Origin of the sequence: Rhodanobacter sp. Root179 (genome assembly GCF_001428465.1) — a bacterium.
In the GTDB taxonomy this organism is placed as follows: domain Bacteria; phylum Pseudomonadota; class Gammaproteobacteria; order Xanthomonadales; family Rhodanobacteraceae; genus Rhodanobacter.
Genome location: NZ_LMHR01000073.1, coordinates 12006 through 32488 on the forward strand (window position 1 = coordinate 12006; position 20483 = coordinate 32488).

Below are 20483 nucleotides of genomic sequence, written 5' to 3' on the forward strand. Positions count from 1 at the left end.
GGAAAGGATCGGCGGAAGACCGAGATCGTCCAGCTGCCTCAGGCCCCGGTCGCCTCGGTGGGGACGTAGCCGGCCTTGCGCAATTCGTGACGACTCTGATCGAAACCCTGCTCGGGAATGAATTCTCCGTTCCTGTCCGCAACCTGCGCCCATTGCGCGAGCAGGTTCTCGGCAGAAAGCGTCGCGCCCGCAAGGTGGATCCCCTGGGTCAGGCTGATATTCGCCAGCTCGAAGCCGCCAGCGCCGGCGCAGACGATGGCCCGCGTCGGCGCGGCTTCGGACACCAGCGCAAGCACGGCCGGGCTGACCAGCTCGGGTCGTAGCAAGGCCAGTTGTTCCTCCGGCAGGATGTCTTCCATCATCCGGGTGGCCGCGGTCGGCGCAACGCAATTGACCCGGATGCCGTGCTTGACTCCCTCGAGTGCAAGCGTCTGCATCAACCCGACCAGGCCCATCTTCGCGGCGGCGTAGTTCGCCTGTCCGAAATTGCCATACAGGCCCGAAGACGAGGTGGTCATCACGATGCGCCCGTAGCCCTGGGTCCGCATCGTCTCCCAGACCGCCTTGCTGCAATGCGCGGCGCCCATCAGGTGGACTTCGACCACCAGGCGGAAATCGTCGAGGCTCATCTTCGCGAACGACTTGTCGCGCAGGATTCCCGCGTTGTTGACCAGGATGTCGACGCGTTCCCAGGTGGCCAGCGCCGTGTCCACCATCTGTTGAACGAAGGCGACATCGGTGACCGAGCCTTCGGCGGAATACGCTTCCCCGCCATTCTCGTTGATCTCCCGGGCCACCGCCGCGCCGCCGGCGCCCAGGTCGTTGACCACGACGCGGGCGCCGTGCCTGGCGAGCAGCAGCGCATGGGAGCGGCCGAGGCCGCCGCCTGCGCCGGTCACGATCGCCACGCGCCCTTTCAGATCAATCATTGGAGCCTCCTGTTGCCCTGCTGACGGGCGCTCTGGCCAGAATTCGGGTCCGGCGACACTCGCCGGAGGAGGGCGCCGAACGCGCACCCTAGCACCCCGAAAAGCCCTGGTAAAGATATTCACTATAAACTTAGTTAATATTGACTATGGATCAAAAACAGCGCCAAATTGCGCTCGGGGATGTGCTGATCCATGACGGCGCCATCAAAGTCGCCGACTTACCACGCAAGCCGATCAATGGGAGGGGAGAGATGAAGATCAATTCCGGAAAGAGCCGCGCACGCTGGTTGGGGCTCGCGCTCCTGACCTTGCCGTGGTGCGGGGCGATGGCGCAAGCCACGGCGGCATCATCCGATACCGGGTCCGACCAGGCCCCATCGAAAGCCAAGGACAAGGCCACGACGCTGAAAACGGTCACCGTTTCGGCGGAGCGGCGAGATGAATCCCTGCAGACCACGCCGATCGCGGCGACGGTGCTGACCGGCGACGACTTGCTCAATCGCGGCGTGAACGTGGTTGACCAGCTCCAGTTCACCAGCCCTTCGGCCACCGTGAACAATTTCGGCCAGGGCATCGATTTCGACATCCGCGGGATCGGCAAGGCGGAGCACAACACGCAGACCGGCACGGGCGTCATCGTCTACCGCGACGGCGTGCCGACATTCCCCGGCTACTTCGCCGAGGAGCCGTACTACGACATTGCCTCGGTGCAGATCCTGCGCGGTCCGCAAGGTACGTTCGGCGGCCAGAACGCGGTCGGCGGCGCGGTGCTGGTCAGCTCGAACGACCCGGTCATCAATGGCGGTTACCAGGGCTACGTGTCGGGCCAGGCCGGCAACTACAGCGACGTGGCCCTGCAGGGCGCCGTGAACCTGCCCATCAGCAACACGTTCGCGGCGCGCGTCGCGGTCAACAGCGACAACCGGAGCAGCTTCTGGAACATCTCCGGCCCGTACAGCGGATCCGACGCCCGTTTGCGCTCGCGCAGTGCCCGCGTCGGCTTGCTCTGGAAGCCCAGTGACAGCTTCTCGGCCCTGCTCAAGACCGACTACAACCACATCGACATGGGCGCCTATCCGGCCGACCCGGTGAACTCGCCCAACGACCCGTTCAACATCACGGCCAACGCTCCGCTGAAGGCGCTGGATCAATTTTCGCGCACGGTGCTGAAGGTCGATTACCAATTCGCCAACGGGGTGAAATTCCGGGCGACCTCCGGTTATCAGCATGGCAGCACGGCGTACAAGGCCGACCTGGATGGCACCGAACTGGGCAACAGCACGTTCCGGGACCTGGTGTACGAAACCATCTATTCCCAGGAACTCAATCTGATTTCGCCCGACAGCGGCCCGCTGACCTGGGTACTCGGCGCCTACTGGCAGAAGGACACCTACACGTTCCCCCCCGGCCAATTCCTGATCGGCGTGCCGGAAGGCTTCCCGGCCACCGAGTACGCGCTGCAGGGAACCAATCCCAAGAAGAACACCGCGGTGTTTGGCCAGGTCGGATACCAGCTCACCGACGGGCTCAAGCTCACGGTTGGCGGGCGCTATTCGAAGGACCGCACGACCAACCACGTGACCGTTGTCCAGTACGGTCTGCCGCTGATCGATGACCAGTCCGCCGGATACTCGAACTTCTCCGGCAAGGTGTCGCTGGACTGGACGCTCAGCGAAAGAAACTTCCTCTATGCCTTTGCCGCCAGCGGCTACCGCCCGGGCGGTCTGAATGTGCCGGTGGGCCTCGGCTTGCCCGATCCGTTCAAGGCCGAGACGGTGACCAGCCTGGAAGCCGGCTGGAAGGCGGCCTGGCTGGACGATCACCTGCGCACCCAGGTCAATGTGTTCCACAACGACTACAAGAACTTCCAGGTGACCATCGGCTACCCGGACTTTCCCACCTTCGGCATCGAGCTCAATACGCCCCATCCCACCAGGATCTACGGGTTTGAAGCACAGCTCCAGGCGGCCTTCGGCGACTGGTCGGTGTACGGCAATCTCGGCTGGCTGCACAGCGACGTGGGCGAGTTCTACGCCACCGACCCCAGGCTTCCCTCGGTCGCGTTCTGCGATCCGGCCAGCGGCCCGCAAAGCGCCACCTGCCGCAACCTGGGCGGAACCGAGCAAACCTATGCGCCGAAGCTGACGTTCAACACGGGTCTGCAGCGGACCATCCATGTCGGCAGCGACACGGTCACCCCCCGCATCAACTACGCGCACATTGCGGGGCAGTGGGCCACCTTGTTCGAGAACGAGGCGCTCGGCGACCGCATCGGAAGCCGCAACCTGCTCGGTGCCCAGATCGACTGGTCGCACGGCAGCTGGCTCACGACCCTGTACGGCTCGAACCTGACCAACCAGCACTACATCGGCGCCATCAATTCGGGGCTTCGGTTTGCCGGGTTCCCGCGTCAGTACGGCATACGGGCCACGTACTTCTTCCAATGATCGCGCAGCGGCCTCGCCGTGTTGCCGTGCGGCGACACGGCGAGGCCGCGCAAGGTGTCTCTTCCGCATGCCATCCTATTCTCTGACCGTCGACAAATTTCTGGAGCACGCCGCCAAATGGTGGGGGCAGCGCGAAGTCGTGTCTGCACAGGCCGGCGGTACGGACCGCATCGGTTATGCCGCACTGAGAGACCGCAGCAACCGTCTTTCAGGCGCCTTGCGCTCGCTGGGCCTGCATCCCGGTGATCGCGTCGGCACCCTCGGCTGGAATACCCGGCACCATTTCGAGATGTATTACGCGACCATGGGAGCGGGCTTCGTCTGCCATACGCTGAATCCGCGCTACACCGTCGAGCACCTGGCCGCGATCATCAACGAGGCAGGGGATCGTGCGCTCGCCGTGACGTCGAGCCTGGCCACCTTCCTGGATGCGCTTCTGCCGCTTTGTCCCACGATCGAGCATGTGGTGGTCATGGACGGCGAGCTTCCTGGCGATTCTTCCGCTCAGGAATGGACGGCCAGATCATGGCTTCTTGAAACGCTGCTCGACCAGCGCGGTACGCCGGTCGCATGGGGCGAGTTTGACGAAGAGGTGCCCGCCGGGCTTTGCTACACCTCCGGCACGACCGGGCCACCCAAGGGCGTGCTCTACACCCATCGTGGCAACTACCTGCACACGCTGCGGGTACTCCAGGCCGATGCCATCGCACTGACCGACCGCGACGTGGTGCTGGCAGCGGTTCCCATGTTCCATGCCAATGGGTGGGGCCTGCCTTTCGCCGTACCTGCGGTGGGCGCGAAGCTCGTGCTGCCGGGCCGGCATGCGGACGGCGCCAGCCTGGCCGCACTGTTGCGCGATGAAAAGGTTACCGTCGCCGTCGGTGTCCACACGCTCTGGCTGGGCGTGATCGATCATCTCGATGCTGTCGGAGGCGAACTGCCCGACCTCGAACGCATCCTCATCGGCGGCTCGAGTTGTCCGGAGACGCTGATCCGACGAATGGAGGAGCGGCTCGGTGTCCGGATACAGACCAGTTGGGGCATGACCGAGTTGTACCCCACCGGCACCATGGCTTCGCCCGCCCGTCGGTCACTCGGAAACCAGACTTCCGGCCGCCCCGTGATGGGTGTCGACATCAGGCTGACGGATGCCGATGGAAAGACGCTGTCCCGCCAGCGCGGCATGACCGGGCACCTCAGGATCAAGGGCGCCAGCGTCATCGATCGCTACTACAAGAGCGATGTGGATGTGCTCGATGACGATGGCTACTTCGAGACCGGCGACCTGGCCAGCATCGATGAAGACGGAAATCTCGCCATTCGCGGGCGGTCGAAGGATCTGATCAAGTCCGGTGGTGAATGGATCAACCCGTCGGAAATCGAGGACATCGTGGGTCAGCACGCGGCTGTCAGTCTGGTGGCGGTCATCGGCAGGGCCGACGAAAAATGGGGCGAGCGTCCGGTGCTCGTGGTCGAGCCGCGCGGGGGAATGGCGCTTGAAGCCGCTGAGCTGCTCGCCTGGTTGAAGGGCAAGGTCGCGGATTGGTGGATCCCCGATCGGGTCGAACTCGTCAGTGCCATGCCGCTGGCGGCTACCGGCAAAATCGACAAGCTGCGGCTTCGTTCGACGTTCGGCGGCATCGACCTGGATGACGAGAACCCGGATTGTTGACGCCCCGCGGCAGCGGTGCATAGACTGATCAACGCTCTTCAAAGTGGTTGCCGTATCGAGATGCCAAGGGAAACCAAAAAGCGCGCTCCTCGCCGGAAGGCTGAGCAGCGCGCCGAGAGCATGGAGCAGATCCTCGACGCTGCGGAGTTCCTGTTTTCCAGGAACGGACTGTATGGCGTCACCTTGAGCGATGTCGCCAAACGCGTCGGCATCCACACGACACTCGTCCACTACTACTTCCAGGACAAGCAGACCTTGTTCGAGGCGGTATTTGCCCGGCGCGCCGGCGTCACCAGCAGCCGGCGCATGACGGCGCTGGAAGAATACGAGGCAGAGGCGGGAGACTCGCCCACCGTCGAGGGCGCGCTTCACGCCTTTCTCGACACCGATCTCGACCTCTACTACGAGGGAGGCGAGCACTGGATGAACTACGGGGCCTTCAGCGCGCGAGTCAGCAACACGCCCGAAGGGGCCGCGCTGATGGATGTCCATTTTGATCCGGTGGTGCTCAAGCTGGTGGGTATCCTGAAGCGTGCGCTGCCCGACTATTCGGCGGAGGACATCTTCTGGGGCTACCACTTCGTGACCGGTGCCCTGATGAACACGCTCGCCCGCACCGGCCGCATCGATCGGTTATCTGGTGGGGTCTGTCGCTCGGATGACTTCCCGGCCGTCAAGCAACGGATTACCCGGTTCATGGCGGCCGGGTTTCTCGCGTTGGGACACTGAGCAAGTCGCGGCGCGCAGATCGAACTGGGCGCCACACCTCTTCATGTTGTTTCCGGAGCTTCCTGCCGTGGGGCGCAGGCCGTTCAGCGTGGCGCGCACTTGGCGTCAACGGCGGGCAGTGGCGGCGCCACGATGCCCACGTTCCAGTTCCACGGCTGATCGCCGCTTGCCCGGCGCCGACAGACGACCTCGTTGACCAGCTGGTACATGCCCGGCAGCAGATCCTTCGAGGGCCGCGGGCCATCGGTGAACGCCATGTAAGCCCGGTTCGAGCCGAATGCCGGCCACTCGGGTTCTCCCCTGGCCATCGGCTTTCCCGTGCGTGCGAAGCTGGCCCAGTAACCGGCCATCGCATCGGAAAGCCTGCGTTGCGGCAGCGTCTCGGGCACCTTCGGCCACCGTGGCGGGGTGCCGTCGAAATTGCCGAACACGTAAGGCAGTTCGCTGGCATGGAAGCCATGCAGGTGGGCGGCATCGGCTGCCGGATAGCCATGATCGAAGTAGTAGAGATAGCCCGGCTGGCCAAACTTCGTCTGCGCCCGCACCAGTTTCTCCGCGGTCCACCCGTACAGCGCGTCCCTGGTCGTGGCGAGGATGCTCTCTTCCAGGTTGTCACCGGGATACAGGCGCAGGAAGTCATCCGCAAGATCGCCGTAGCGCTCACGGATGCTGCGCTCGTACTCCGCGGCGCTGGCGGGCGCAGGCGGCGCCAGGATCCGCAGCGAACGGATTTCGCCGCTGTTGAAGCCGGCCAGCAGCGGGACTCGCGCCTGTTCGCCCTTCTCGAAAATGTCGACCAGCTGATCCGGTACCAGGTGGCCGTCGACAGTCACCCACGGCGCGAATCCGGCCGCTGCCGCGGCTTCGGTCAGCTTGCCCGCGTCCATGGCGCGCAGCGCGGCAAGATCAGGCGCATGCAGCGCGGCGGCCAGTCTGGTGCCGCCTTCTTCCGCAGCCGGCATGCCGTGGCTGTTCCTTTTCAGTTCCGGCATGGAGATCATGTACGCGCTTTCCGCGATGGCTTTCGCGAACAGGCCGCGCGCCTGCGGCGAAGCCATGAGATACATGACGCTCAAGCCGCCCGCGGATTCGCCCGCGATCGTGACGTTCGCGGAATCGCCGCCGAAGGCGCCGATGTTCTCCTTGACCCAGCGCAGCGCGGCAATCTGGTCGAGCAGGCCGTAGTTGCCGGAAACGCCGAGCGGAGACTCGGCGCTCAGCGCCGGAAGCGCGAGCCAGCCGAGCGGCCCCAGGCGGTAATTGATGGAGACCACGATGATGCCGCGCTCGGCCAGACGTGCCCCGTCGTAAAGCGGGTCGCGGTTCGAGCCGCCCCACAAGGCGCCACCGTAGATCCAGACAAACACGGGCGCGTTCCGCGTGTCCCTGGGTGCCCAGACGTTCAGCGTCAGGCAGTCCTCGCTCATCGGAACCGGCTTGCCTTCGTAGATGTTCGAGAGTTTGGGCTTGGGCTGCAGGCAGGCGGCGCCGAACTCCGTGGCTTCCCGGATGCCCGACCACGCCGGCATCGCCACCGGTGCCTTCCAGCGCAGCGCGCCGACCGGTGGCGCGGCATACGGTATGCCCTTGAACACGTTCAGCGCGCCGGCAGCCAGTCCCTGCACGCGGCCGGTGGAGGTGTCCACCACGGGCGCGGACTGGGTCTTCGAGGTGGACGACATGGCGGGACCTTCGTGCGAATAAGACGGAGCCAGGCAGGCAATGCAAACGATCAGGACGCCCAGGGCGCCCGTGCGTAGCGGCATCACGACATGATTCCTCCGTTCTTGATGGCACGATCCTGGCGACGCAGCACCCGCGCCAGAAACAGAAACAGCACGATGGCAACGATGTAGAAAGGTATCAGCAGGTACAGGGCGGTCTGCAACGAATGCACCGGGTCGCTGGCGTGGAAGTAGTCGCTGAGCAATCCCACGTAGGTCGGGCCCAGGCCCAGGCCGATGAAGTTCATGACCAGCAGCAGCAATGCGCCCGACATGACGCGCTGGTCCGGACGGACTTCCTGCTGGACCAGCGTCACCGACGCGGTGAGATAGAAGTAGTTGAGAAACGCCACGCCGAGCAGGAACCAGAGCGATAGCGCCCATCCAGGCGCCCATACGAAGCCCACGTAAAGCGGCAGGGCGACCACCAGGGAGATGGCGGGGAGCAGGCCATAGGCGGTCCGGCTGCGTCGGGTGAAGTGATCCAGCATCCTCCCGGAGACCATCATGCCCCCGCCCATCCCGATGGCGATGACCAGCGCGTAGTACACCGCGACCTCATCCAGGGTCATGCCTTTCTCGCGCATCAGGAACAGGGTGGTGAAGTTGCCCATGCCATAGGTGATCATCTGCGTCGCGGCGCTTCCGAACGCGGCAAGCATCAGCGCGGGATGCGAAACGAACATCTTCAGGGTCTCGATGAATCCCGATGGGCGGATGTCGCCCGGGCGGACGTCGTCCAGGCCTCCCTTTCGCGGTTCGCGTACCGCGAGGCTGAGGACGCCCGCCGTCAACACGCCCACGCCGCCGAGAACGATGAACGCATATCGCCAGCCGAACACGACCGCGATGGATGCGCCAAACGCCACGCCCAGGGCAGCGCCGATCGGCGGACCGAGGTTGTATATGCCCAGTGCCCGGCCACGCCAGCCAGGCGGGAAGTAGTCGGAAATGATTGCGTAGGACGGCGGGACGCCGCCGGCCTCCCCGAAGCCGGTCGTCATGCGTGCAATGGCCAGCTCGGGATAGGTGCGGGCCAGGCCACACGCCATGGTGGCGGCGCTCCAGACGGCGCAAGCCAGCGACAACACCCTGACGCGATTCGTCTTGTCGGCCAGCCAGCCGATCGGGATCGATATGAACGTGTAGAACAACGCGAAGTAGAGGCCGCCGATCAGCCCCAGCTGGCCGTCGGAAAGATCCAGCGCGTCCTGGATGGGCTTGGCGAGGATGGCCAGCAGTTGCCGGTCCAGAAAATTCAGGACGTACACGAAACACAGGACGCCCAGCGCGAGCCAGGCCCGCACGCCGGGCACCGTCGATGCCTGGGAAACCGGAACAGCGGACTCGTTACCGTGCATGATCGTCACGGGCGTCGTCGCGCGTGGGAATGCGCAGCGGCCAGATACCCCCGGGCGGCAATGCATGCCGGCATGGATGCCGGGGGAACCGCCAAAGACGAAGTTTCGCTCGCACGGACTCACCTCACTGAAGGAGTTCCAGTTTCCCCGGACTTGCCGAACTACCCGCTCTGCCTGACTCGAATCGTGCGTCCGGCACGCCTTCCCGTTCCGTCCCTGCAGCCACCTTTTACGCGTGGTGCCGGGAAAGGCCCTTGCCGTTGCATCATGCGGACAAATGCACCACTCGTCAATATTAACTATCATGAGTGTGAATATTATTTGGCGATCGCCTGACCCCTGATGGACCAGCGGACTCGATCCGGCGTCACATCGCGCGCACGACGACACGCCGCCGCCCCATTCGTGCGGGGCAGCGACGTGTCGCGGACGACTAGAACTCCTGCTTGAAGCGGATGCCGATGGTGCGCGGCAGGCTGTAGCCGGTGTAGACCTGACCGTTCGGGTATGGCGCCACCACGCCGTGCGCGCCGCAGACGTCGACGCCGCACTCGGTGTACTTGTATTGCGCCGAGCGCTTGTCGAACGCGTTGTTGATGTAGACGTCGGCCGACCAGCTGCCTTTCTGCACGCCGGCGGACAGGTCCAGCGTGGTGTAGGCGGGCAGGTCGCCGAGCAGCGCCCGCTCGCTCAGGCGCAGGTCCGTGGTGCGCTTGCCGACGTGGACCAGGGCCGCCTGCACGAACGCGTCGCTGTCACCGAGGGTGAAGCTGTAGTGCGCGATCAGGTTGCCCTTGAACTTCGGCGTGATCGGCAGCTGGGTACCCCTGGGCGCCAGCGGCCCGGACACCACGCTGCCGTCCTGCGGGTTGAGCGAGCCGGGCGGGCAGTCGGTGATCGGGCGCCCGCTGGCGTCGGTGAAGCCGCAGTAGTTGGCGGTCAGCCGCGCGCGATACAGCGCCCAGCCGGCGGTCAGTTGCAGGTTGTAGGTGGCCTGCCAGTTCAGTTGCGATTCGAGGCCGTCGATGCGGGCGGAGTTGGCGTTCTTGATTTCGGTGAGGCCGTTCGCGCCGAGGATCGGGAACTGGAAGTCGTTCCAGGTTTCGCGGAACACCGCGCCGTTGAAGGACACCCGGTTGTTCAGCCACGAGGTCTTCCAGCCCAGCTCCTGGTTGATCAGGAAGTCGGCGTGGTACGGCAGCAAGGTGCCGCGCCGGTTGACGCCGCCGGGACGGAAGCCCTCGGAGCGGGTGGCGTAGATCATCTTGGTGTCGCTGATGTTCCAGGTCAGGTTGAACTTGGTGAGGTTGCCGCTCTCCTTCACCTTCTTGTTGAAGTCCAGGCACGGCGCGCCCATGAACGGCTCGGGCGACACGCAGGCGGCCTCGCCCTGGCTGGAGGAGAAGCCCGCGCCGTAGCCGAAATAGCCGTACAGCTGGTTGCTGGTGCGGTAGTAGCGTTCGCCGAAGGTGCCGGTGAGCACGTCGGGGATGAAATCCCACGACAGTTCGCCGAACAGCGCCTCGTCGCGGTCGTAGCGCATCTGCCGGGTCAGCCAGATGGTGTCGTTCCAGCCGGTGACGGAGAGTGAGTCGGCCAGGCCGTCGACCTGGTAGTTCTGCATGATGTCGTGCTTCTGCTTCTGCCAGAACGCGCCGGCGACCAGGCGCAGGCGATCGTCCGCCGGCGAGACCAGGCGCAGCTCGTGGCTGCTGTTGGTGTAGCCGTCGCGATCGCTGATGTGTTGCGACGGATTGATCAGCGCGCCGCTGTTGTCGTAGAAATACGCGCCGGAACCGTACAGCGCGTCGTACCAGAATCCGTAGTCGCTGTAGTCGGTCTGCTCCTCCTGATTGCGCTTGAGGTGCGCGTAGGCATAGGTCAGGTCGAAGTTGCCGATCTTGCCCTGCACGGTCAGCGCGCCCTGCCACCAGCGATCGTTGACGCGCTCGGGATAGAAATGCGTGACGGCCAGGTCGCCCACCGCCGGGTCGCTGGCGAAGTTGCCGTGCGAGATGGTCTGCTGCCCCATCAGCATCGGCGTGATCGACCAGTTGTCGTCGAGGTCGACCTTCAGCGCGGCGCGCGCGCCGGTGATGTTGGCGTCGTTGTAGTTGTCTTTTGCATGGCCGACGCACTGGGATGCCGACGAGGGCGAGGCTCCGCTCGCCGTGCAGCCAGGCGCGTTGCTGATGGTGATGCCCGAGGTCGGGAAGGTGCGCGAGCCGGCCTTGTTGTCGATGTAGCCCGCATCGTGCTCGCGCCAGCCGACCAGGCGGATTGCGGCGGTCGAGTTGATCGGCAGGTTGAGCATGCCCTCGGCGGTGTAGCCGATGCCGCCGTGGGCGAGCGTGTCCACGCCCAGGCTGTAGCTGGCCGCGTAACCGCTGGGGTCGGGCTTGTTGGTGATGATGCGCAGGGCGCCGGCCTCGGCGCTGGCGCCGTACAACGTGCCCTGCGGGCCGGCCAGCACTTCGATGCGGGCGATGTCGTACATGTGGATGTCGAGCGGGCCCTGGATCGTCGTCACCGGCTGGTCGTCGAGGTACACGCCCACGCTCGGCTGCGAGCCGGAGTGGTTGGTGTTGCCGCCACTGGTCACGCCGCGCATGTAGATCGAGACGAAGCCGGGGCCGGTGGCGATGCCGCCGCCGCCCTGCTGGAACGTCACGCTGGGCAGGTATTTCACGTAGTCGTCGAAACTCTTCACGTGCAGCGCTTCGAGCTGGTCGGTGGCCAGCACGTCCATGCTGATCGGCACCTTCTGCAGGTTCTCCGTGCGTTTCTGCGCGGTCACCGTGACTACGCTGAGCGTGGTGGCTTTCTTTGTCGACGACGTGGTGTCGGACGGCGTGGACTGCCCGGTGTCCTGCGCGATGGCGGGCGCCGCCATGGCGAGACAGATGGCGGCCGCCAGCGGCAACCGGATCAACGTCGCCCGTCGGGCGTTCATGGCCTGTCTGGAACTGCTTGCGTGCATGCGATTTCCCCTCATCCGGTGAACGGCAAACCAACCCAACCCCCAACTTTTCAGATGAACCCCGGCACCTCGGGATAGCTGTCCAGCACCGGCCCGAGTGCCTGTTCCAGCGGCCCCAGCCACGGCGCAAAGTGGCGCCAGTGATCCACGCCCTCGCGATAGATCGGGCGGCGCACCTGCTCCGAACTGGCGGTGTGCACCGGTCGCGGGTTCTCGAAGAAGCGCAGGCAGGCGTCCTCGAATGGCAGGCCGCAATAATCCAGCAGGCGACGAACCTCGCCCTCGGTGTCGGCCACCATGCGCTCGTAGAACACGCGGTGGATGCGCCCGGGCAGCACCGTGTCGAAGTGCGCCATCAGGCGGACGTAGTCGTGGTAGTAGCGCCCGACGTCCTCCAGGTCGTAGCTGAAGCTCTGCCCGCGCGCGAAGTGCTGCTTGAACGCCGAGAAGCAGCACGCCAGCGGATGCCGGCGCGCGTCGATGATTCGGGCGTTCGGCAGCATCAGCTGGATCAGGCCGATGTGCATGAAGTTGTTCGGCATCTTGTCGATGAACAGCGGTGCCGAGGTCTTGCGATGGATGCGCGTGTGCGCGAGGTAGCGCTCGCCGAGCGCGCGCAGCGCGTCGGCGTCGAGCGCGGCCAGCGCGTCGTGGTAGGGCGTCGCGCCGTCGCCGTCGCCCTGCCGGCGCAGGCCGCGGGTGATCGAGGCGACTTCGGGCAGCTCCATCGTGCCCTCGACCTGGCTGTGGCTGGACAGGATCTGCTCGATCAGGGTGGAGCCGGCGCGCGGCAGGCCAACGACGAAGATCGGATCGCGCGCCGGGCAGCCCATGCCCGCGCGCGCGCCGAAGAACTCGCCGGTGTAGTGCGCGCAGGCGCGGTCCACCCGCGCGCTGGTCGCGTCCGCGCTGTAGTGCAGTTGCGCGCGGCGGATCGCGTTGCCGCGCGCGTAGTGGGCGAACGAATCCGCGCAGGCGTCGGCATCCTCGCGCGCCTTGCCCATCGCGAACTCCAGGTGCAGGCGGTCTTCGTCCGACAGGTCGCTGCGGGCCAGCTGATCGCTCATCGTGGCGAGGTCGCCCGCACTGAAGCGGAAGGTCTTGAGGTTGGCGAGGCTCCACCAGACTTCGCCGAACGAGGGCAGGCGCTCCAGGCTGTGCCGGTAGGCGGCGATCGCGCGTTCGCCGAAGCCGGCGGTCTTCAGCGCGTGGCCGTAGCTCATCCACACCCGCGGGTTGTCGGGGTAGCGTTGCACCAGGTCGGCGTAGATCGCGAGGGCCGGCTCGTAATCGCCGATGCGGCACAGCACCACCGCCTTGAGGTTGCGGTAGGCCGGGTGCTGCGGGTCGTTCGCCAGCAAGCGCTCGATCTGCGCCAACGCCTGTTCGGGCTGGTTGCTGCGATGCAGGACCATGGCGTAGTGCTGGCGCGCGGCGTCGAAGCCGGGGGCCAGTTCGAGGCAGCGCGCCAGCAGGTTCAGCGCATCCTCGTTGCGGCCCACGCGGGCGGCGACTTCGGCGAACATGCGGATCGCCGCCACGTCGGTGGGCGCCTGTTTCAGATGCTCGCGCAACAGCGCCTCGGCCTGCGGGACGCGGCCTTCGGCGAGCGCCACGGCAGCGCCCATCAGGCGCGGATCGTGGGTGGAGTGCAGCACGTGCCGGGCATAGGCGGCGTCCGCCGCCTCCTGCTCGCCGGCTGCCATCAGGTGATCGCCGAGTTCGCGCCAGGCTTGCGGCAGGTCGGGTTGCAGCGCGACCGCACGGCGCAGCGCGGCGATCGCCTCTTCGCCGTGGCCGAGCCGACCCAGCACCACGCCCAGGTCGAACTGCAGCGCCGCCCATGTCGGTTGCGACGGCGCCAGCGGAAGCAGGATGTCGAGCGCGGCCCGGGCATCGCCCTGACGCAGGCGCGCGGCGGCCAGCAGTTGCAGCGCCAGCGGATGGGCGCCGACTGCGTGCAGGATTTCTTCGAGCTGTTCCACCGCCAGTGCGGGGTCGCGTTGCAGCAGCCGCTCCGCGTGTGCCAGCGCCTGCTCCAGCGTGCCGCTGGCCGACGCCGCGATCATGCGTCGCCTCGTGCTGGCGACGGGAACGGCCCACGCGGGGCGACGGGCCGGAGTGACGACAGCGGTACGGCGCCTGACATGGAAGGTAGCGGCCTCTCGCGGGGTTCGCCGCAATCTACAACCGAATCCGGCTGGTAGATAGTGGCGCCGGCCGGCGCGGCGCAGCTGCGGTTGCCGCCGGTTCGACACAAGCGCTAGGCTCAGCCGGACGCCTCCGCCGGGCCGGGCGGGTCGCATCGGCCGGGTTGTTCGCGGCCATCCAACCGGGGAACAGCAATCCATGCACACCGACACCGTCGTCGAACCGCTCGACCGGGCCCACGCCTTGCCGGCGCGCTACTACGCGGGGGAGGCGATGCTGGCGATGGAGCAGCGCGCGGTGTTCGCACGCAGTTGGCAACTGGTGGCCCATCGGGAGCAGCTGGCCGAACCGGGCGATCACGTGGTCGATCAGGTCGGCGGCGTGCCCTTGCTGCTGGTGCGCGGCCAGGATGGCGTGCTGCGGGCCTTTCCCAATGTCTGTCGCCACCGCGCCGGTCCGCTGGCGCTGTGCGACGGCAAGGGCGCGCGGGCGCTGCACTGCAAGTACCATGGCTGGACCTACACGCTGGAAGGCCAGCTGCGCAGCGCGCCGGAAATGCAGGACGCCGCCGACTTCCGCGTGGAGGACATCCGCCTGCCGCCGCTGCGCGTGCACGAATGGCAGGGGCTGGTGTTCGTGGCGCTGGACGCCGCCGTGCCGCCGTTCGAGGAAGTCTATGGCGGCATCGCCGAACGCATCGCGCCGATCGACCTGGCGGCCATGCGCTACCTGCGCCGCGACACCTACGACATCGACTGCAACTGGAAGGTCTACGTCGACAACTACCTCGAGGGCTACCACCTGCCGCACGTGCATCCGGGCCTGTCGAAGGTGCTCGACTACCGCGCCTACGACACCGAGCTGTTCCCCTGGCATTCGCTGCAATCCTCGCCGCTGCGCAACAGCACCGACATCTACGGCGACGGCGAGGCGTTCTACTACTTCATCTATCCCAACGTGATGCTCAACATCATGCCGGGAAGGTTGCAGACCAATCGCATCCTGCCGCTGGGCCCGGGCCGCTGCCGCATCGTGTTCGACTACTACTACGCGCAGGACGCCGCGGCGCAGGCGCGCATGGAGGCCGACCGCAGCTTCAGCGACGAGGTGCAGAACGAGGACATCGGCATCTGCGAGGCGGTGCAGCGGGGACTGGCCTCCGGCGCGTATACGCCCGGCCGGCTCAACCCCAGGCGCGAAAGCGGCGTGTGGCATTTCCAGAACCTGTTGCGCGCGGCCTATGCGGGGCCGGCCGGCGAATCTGCATGAGTTCGTCGCCGCATGCGCTGCCACCGAACCGGACAGGCGCGCTTCGAGATGCGTGACCGCAGTCGGATCGGCTTCTGGACCTGCACCGCGCTGGTGGTCGGCAACGTGATCGGCATGGGCATCTTCCTGCTGCCCTCGTCGCTGGCGCCGTTCGGTTTCAACGCGCTGATCGGCTGGGGCATCACCCTGTTCGGCTGCCTCACCCTGGCGCGGGTATTCGCGCATCTGTCCGTGGCGCTGCCTGCCGCCGATGGCCCTTACGGCTATGTCCGCGACACGCTGGGCGAGCTGCCGGCCTACATGTCGATGTGGGCGTACTGGGTGTCGCTGTGGCTGACCAACGCGGCGCTGGCCACTGGCGTGGTGGGCTACGTCACCGTGGTGATGCCGGCACTCGGCGTCATTCCGCCGGTGTGGTTCGCGCTGGTGCTGGTGTGGCTGTTCACCCTGGTCAATCTGCTCGGCGTGCGCACCGGTGGCATCGTGCAGATCGTCACCACCACGCTGAAGCTGCTGCCGATGCTGGCGATCGCCGTGCTTGGCGGCTGGGTGTTGCTGAACTCGCCGGGTAGCTATGTGGCCCATCCGCCGACCACGCCGGTGACGTTTGCCGGCGTGATGGCGGCTTCCACCATCGCGTTGTTCGCGATGCTGGGCATCGAATCGGCCAGCATTCCGGCCAGCCGCGTGGACAACCCCGGCCGCACCATTCCGCGCGCCACGATGACGGGCGCGGTGGTGGTCGCGCTGATCTACGTCGTCGTGTCGACCGTGCCGCTGCTGTTGCTGCGGCAGGACGTGCTGGCCAGCGCCAGCGCGCCATTCGCGCTGCTGATGGACACGTTCGGCCACGCCGGGCTTGGCCGCTGGCTGGCGCTGTTCGTGGTGATCAGCGGACTCGGCGCCCTGAATGGCTGGACCCTGCTGGCTGGTCAACTGACCCGCACCATGGCGGATAGCGGCGTGCTGCCACCGTTGCTTGCGCGCAGCAATCGTCATGGCGCGCCGGTTGCCGCCCTGCTGATCACCGGGGCGCTGGCCTCGGTGATGGTGTGGATGAGCTACAGCAGTTCGCTGGTGGCGGCGTTCACCTTCCTCACCCTGGTGGTCACCGCGGCGAACCTGCCCTTGTACCTGTGCTGCGCACTGGCGCTGGCGGTGTTGTGGCGGCGCGGCGCGGCGGGCTGCAGCGGTCGCAGCGTGCTGCTGGTGGCGGGTATCGGCGCGGCCTATGTGGTGTTCGCCTTCGTCGGCATCGGCGGCGAGCCGTTCGTGTATGCGCTGGGTCTGATCGCCGCGGGCCTGCCGCTGTATGTCTTCATGCGGTGGCGGCGCAAGCCGGTCGCCGCCACCGAGGCCTGAGCACCATGCGCGACCCCCGCTACGACATCCTGTTCGAACCGGTGAAGATCGGCCCGGTCATCGCGAAGAACCGCTTCTTCCAGGTGCCGCATTGCAACGGCATGGGCCACGCGATGCCGCTGGCCCATGCGGCGATGCGCGAGATGAAGGCCGAGGGCGGCTGGGCGGTGGTCTCCACCGAGGAGTGCGAGATCCACCCCAGCGGCGATCTCACGCCGTACGTGGAGGCGCGGTTGTGGGATGACCGCGACATCCCCGCGCTGGCCCTGATGTGCGACAAGGTGCATGCGCACGGCGCGCTGGCTGCGCTGGAACTCACCCACAACGGGCCGACGGCGTCCAACCTCTATTCGCGCGAGGTGCTGATCGCACCCTCGCACCAGCCGACCAAGTACGGCTACCCGCACCAGGCGCGGGCGATGACGAAGCACGACATCCGCGAATACCGCCGCTGGCATCGCGAAGCAGCCGTCCGCGGCAGGCGCGCGGGCATGGACATCATCTACGTCTACGCGGCGCACGACCTGTCGCTGGCGATGCACTTCCTGCAGCGCCGGCGCAACCAGCGCAGCGACGAGTACGGCGGCTCGCTGAAGAATCGCGTGCGGCTGCTGCGCGAGGTGCTCGAAGACACCAAGGATGCGGTAGGCGACACCTGCGCCGTGGCGCTGCGCTTCGCCACCGAGGAGCTGCTGGGGCCGGGCGGCGTCGAGCTGGCCGAGGCGAAGGAGATCGTGGCCATGCTGGCCGAGCTGCCCGACCTGTGGGACGTGAACCTGGCCGCCTGGTACAACGACTCGGTGCCCTCGCGCTTCGCCGCCGAAGGCGCGCAGGAGCCGTTCATCGACTTCGTGAAGAAGACCACCAGCAAGCCGGTGGTCGGCGTGGGCCGCTTCACCTCGCCCGACACCATGGTCTCGCAACTCAAGCGCGGCGTACTCGACATGATCGGCTGCGCGCGCCCGTCGATCGCCGATCCGTTCCTGCCGAAGAAGATCGAAGAAGGCCGCAGCGACGACATCCGCGAATGCATCGGCTGCAACATCTGCGTTTCCGGCGACATGACGATCTCGCCGATCCGCTGCACGCAGAATCCGACCATGGGCGAGGAGTGGCGCAAGGACTGGCACCCGGAGCGCATGGCGCCGAAGCGCTCGGCAGCGCGCGTGCTGGTGGTCGGCGCCGGCCCGGCCGGACTGGAAGCGGCGCGCGCGCTGGGCCAGCGGGGCTACGAGGTGAGCCTGGCCGAGGCGCGCAAGGAACTCGGCGGCCGCGTCACCCGCGAAGCGCGCCTGCCGGGCCTGGCCGAATGGGCACGCGTGCGCGACTGGCGCGTGGGCCAGATCCGCAAGCTGGCGAATATAGCCGTCTATCTCGATTCCGCACTCACCGCGCAGGACGTGCTGGACTTCGGCGCCGAGCACGTGGTGATCGCCACCGGCTGCCACTGGCGCCGCGACGGCTACGGCCGCAGCCACGGCACAGCCATCGACGGTTTCGCCGACGGCGCGCGCATCTATACGCCCGACGACCTGATGGATGGCCGTCTGCCCGAAGGTCGCGTGGTGGTGTTCGACGATGACGGTTTCTACCACGCGGGCATCGCGGCCGAAGCCTTGCGTCTGCGCGGTTGCGAAGTGGCGTATCTGACGCCGGAGGACGGCGTCGCGCCATGGAGCCAGCACACGCTGGACTACCGACACATCCGCAAGCGGATGGCCAAGCTCGGCATCGAGGCGATCGTGTCGCACGACATCGTCGGTTACGCCGGCAGCACGCTCGCCATCGAAAACGTGTGGGACCATCAGCGCCGCGAGCTGGCCTGCGACGCTGTCGTCACGGTCACCGCCCGCCTGCCCGACGACGCGCTGTACCAGGAGCTGTTGCGACGCGAGCCTGAGTGGTCCGCTGCCGGCCTGCAATCACTGCGCTGCATCGGCGACGCCGAGGCGCCGGGCCTGATCGCCCACGCGGTGTATGCGGGGCATCGCTACGCCCGTGAGCTGGAAGAGCCCGCCGCCGTCGGCGTCCCGTTCAAACGCCATTTCCACATCGAGTGACGATCGCCCAGGCTCACGGGGCGCAGCGCGATCGCCGCCGGGGGTGACCTCGGGATACCTGTCGTTGCAATCGATGCGGTGGCAGATTCGGCGTAGGCTGCGCCCGTGCGCGGGGGTGTACCGACTGGGGGTAAGACGATGGCTCGGACGGCGCTGGTCGATGTGTTGCGGCGGGCCGCGGCGATTGCGGCCGTGTCCCGGAGTACGGGCGAGCCGCTGGACGAGGCGATTGCGCGCGAACGCAGCTTGCGGGTGGATCATGCGCGGCGCCGATTCCTGCGGCAATCGGCGGTGGCTTCCGCGGCGCTGATGCTGGGCGCCTGCGCACGCGTGCCGATGCCCCTTCGCGCCACCGGCACGGATGAAGTGGTGGTGGTCGGCGCCGGCGTGGCCGGGTTGACCTGCGCGCACCGGCTGCGCCAGGCCGGCGTGCCGGTGCGTGTGTACGAGGCACAGGAACGCATCGGCGGGCGCATGTTCAGCCTGCGCGGCCACTTCGCCGACAACCAGGTGTGCGAACTGGGCGGCGAGCTGATCGACACCGGCCACGTGCATATCCGCGCGCTGGCCTGTGAGCTGGGCATCGAACTGGACGACCTGTCGCGCGATCCCACGGCTGCGTTCGGCGACATCTGGTTCTGCAACGGTCGGCGTTACGGCGAGGACGACATCCTGCGCGAATTCGCGCCGCTGGCCGCGGCGATCGCCCGCGACGCGGCGACCTTGCCGGAGGAAGAAATCACCGCGGCCACGCCCGGCGGCGCGCAGCGACTGGATCGCGAAACGATCGCGCAATGGCTGGATCGCCAGGGCGCCAGCGGCTGGCTGCGCACCCTGATCGAGGTGGCCTACACGACGGAGATGGGTCTGGACTGCGACGAACAGTCCGCGCTGAATTTCCTCACCTTCATTGATCCGGGTCGGGACCATTTCCGCATTTTCGGCGAAAGCGACGAGCGCTTCCACGCGCGCGGCGGCAACGACCTGATCGTGCAGCGGTTGGGCGCGGGACTGGCCGACGCCATCCACACTGGCAGCGTGCTGGAATCGCTCGGCCAGGGCGCCGATGGCCGCTACGTGCTGGGCTTCAAGCGCGATGCCGGCGCATTCGAGGTGCGCGCGCAACGGGTGGTGTTGGCCTTGCCCTTCACCACGTTGCGCCGCGTACGCATCGACGCGGCGTTGCCGGTGGTGAAACGCCGTGCGATCGCCGAACTCGGTTATGGCACCAACGCCAAGCTGATGATCGGCTTCAACGAGCGGGTCTGGCACACGCGCCACCAGAGCGGTGGCGCCATCTATACCGACCTGCCGCTGCAGACCACCTGGGAAACCAGCCGCATGCAGCCTGGTACGGCCGGCATCCTGACCAACTTCACCGGCGGACGGCATGGCGTCGAACTGGGAAGCGGTAGCGCGAAGCAGCAGGCTGCCGCCGCCGTGCAACAACTGGAAGCGGTCTTCCCGGGACTGTCCGCGGCGAGGGACGGGGCGCGCGAGGCGCGCATGCACTGGCCCACGTTCCCGTGGACCCTGGGCAGCTACGCGTGCTTCCTGCCGGGCCAGTGGACCGGCATCCGTGGCGCCATCGGCGAACGCGTGGGCAACCTGCACTTCGCCGGCGAGCATTGCGCGTTCGACAACCAGGGCTTCATGGAAGGTGGCTGCGAAACCGGCGAATGGGCGGCCCAAGCCGTGCTGCGCACCGCCGGGAAGGGCTCCTGGCCCGCATCGGCGAAGTGTGCGCAGACGGCCTGAACGACGTGGCGGTCGGCAGCCCTGGGGCGAATCGAGGTTCC

Annotated in this window: 12 protein-coding genes; 7 read left to right on the top strand and 5 right to left on the bottom strand. The window is 66.8% G+C overall.

The window, feature by feature from the left end:
- Window positions 1–38: 38 nt before the first annotated feature.
- Window positions 39–929, bottom strand: a complete 891-nt coding sequence (locus ASD82_RS08305; protein WP_056717364.1) for an SDR family NAD(P)-dependent oxidoreductase — start codon at window positions 927–929, stop codon at window positions 39–41.
- Between the two features lie 251 nt (window positions 930–1180).
- Between ASD82_RS08305 and ASD82_RS08310 the strand changes: the two genes are divergently transcribed.
- The 3 genes from ASD82_RS08310 (at window position 1181) to ASD82_RS08320 (ending at window position 5777) form a co-directional block, all read left to right on the top strand.
- Window positions 1181–3376, top strand: coding sequence for a TonB-dependent receptor (locus tag ASD82_RS08310; RefSeq protein WP_200950258.1), 2196 nt, complete (start codon window positions 1181–1183; stop codon window positions 3374–3376).
- A gap of 67 nt (window positions 3377–3443) precedes the next feature.
- On the top strand, window positions 3444–5048 hold the full coding sequence (locus ASD82_RS08315) for an AMP-binding protein (protein ID WP_056717365.1): 1605 nt from the start codon (window positions 3444–3446) through the stop codon (window positions 5046–5048).
- A 120-nt stretch (window positions 5049–5168) separates the two neighbouring features.
- A complete protein-coding gene (locus tag ASD82_RS08320) occupies window positions 5169–5777 on the top strand; it encodes a TetR/AcrR family transcriptional regulator (RefSeq protein WP_200946191.1) in 609 nt (202 codons plus the stop codon).
- Window positions 5778–5860: 83 nt separating this feature from the next.
- Here the strand turns inward: ASD82_RS08320 and ASD82_RS08325 are convergent, their stop codons facing one another.
- From ASD82_RS08325 to ASD82_RS08340, 4 genes are all read right to left on the bottom strand, one after another.
- Window positions 5861–7459 carry a carboxylesterase family protein gene (locus tag ASD82_RS08325; protein WP_157599220.1) on the bottom strand — a complete coding sequence of 533 codons (1599 nt, stop codon included), beginning with the start codon at window positions 7457–7459 and terminating at the stop codon, window positions 5861–5863.
- Between the two features lie 83 nt (window positions 7460–7542).
- Window positions 7543–8862 carry an MFS transporter gene (locus ASD82_RS08330; protein WP_056717368.1) on the bottom strand — a complete coding sequence of 440 codons (1320 nt, stop codon included), beginning with the start codon at window positions 8860–8862 and terminating at the stop codon, window positions 7543–7545.
- 433 nt (window positions 8863–9295) lie between these two features.
- Window positions 9296–11815, bottom strand: a complete 2520-nt coding sequence (locus ASD82_RS08335) for a TonB-dependent receptor (RefSeq protein WP_200950260.1) — start codon at window positions 11813–11815, stop codon at window positions 9296–9298.
- A gap of 77 nt (window positions 11816–11892) precedes the next feature.
- Window positions 11893–13911: a tetratricopeptide repeat-containing sulfotransferase family protein gene (locus tag ASD82_RS08340; RefSeq protein WP_056717369.1), complete on the bottom strand. Its 2019-nt coding sequence runs from the start codon at window positions 13909–13911 to the stop codon at window positions 11893–11895.
- A 280-nt stretch (window positions 13912–14191) separates the two neighbouring features.
- Here ASD82_RS08340 and ASD82_RS08345 point away from each other — a divergent pair, with 280 nt between their 5' ends.
- From ASD82_RS08345 to ASD82_RS08360, 4 genes are all read left to right on the top strand, one after another.
- The gene (locus tag ASD82_RS08345; RefSeq protein ID WP_056717370.1) at window positions 14192–15262 is read left to right on the top strand and encodes an aromatic ring-hydroxylating dioxygenase subunit alpha; all 1071 of its coding nucleotides are present in this window, start codon (window positions 14192–14194) and stop codon (window positions 15260–15262) included.
- A gap of 12 nt (window positions 15263–15274) precedes the next feature.
- Entirely contained in the window at window positions 15275–16624 is a 1350-nt protein-coding gene (locus ASD82_RS08350; RefSeq protein WP_235580668.1) for an amino acid permease, read from the top strand.
- A gap of 5 nt (window positions 16625–16629) precedes the next feature.
- Window positions 16630–18684 (top strand): FAD-dependent oxidoreductase, encoded by a 2055-nt coding sequence (locus ASD82_RS08355; RefSeq protein WP_056717406.1) that lies wholly within the window; start codon window positions 16630–16632, stop codon window positions 18682–18684.
- Window positions 18685–18876: 192 nt separating this feature from the next.
- Window positions 18877–20442 (top strand): NAD(P)/FAD-dependent oxidoreductase, encoded by a 1566-nt coding sequence (locus ASD82_RS08360; protein ID WP_235580669.1) that lies wholly within the window; start codon window positions 18877–18879, stop codon window positions 20440–20442.
- Window positions 20443–20483: the final 41 nt, after the last annotated feature.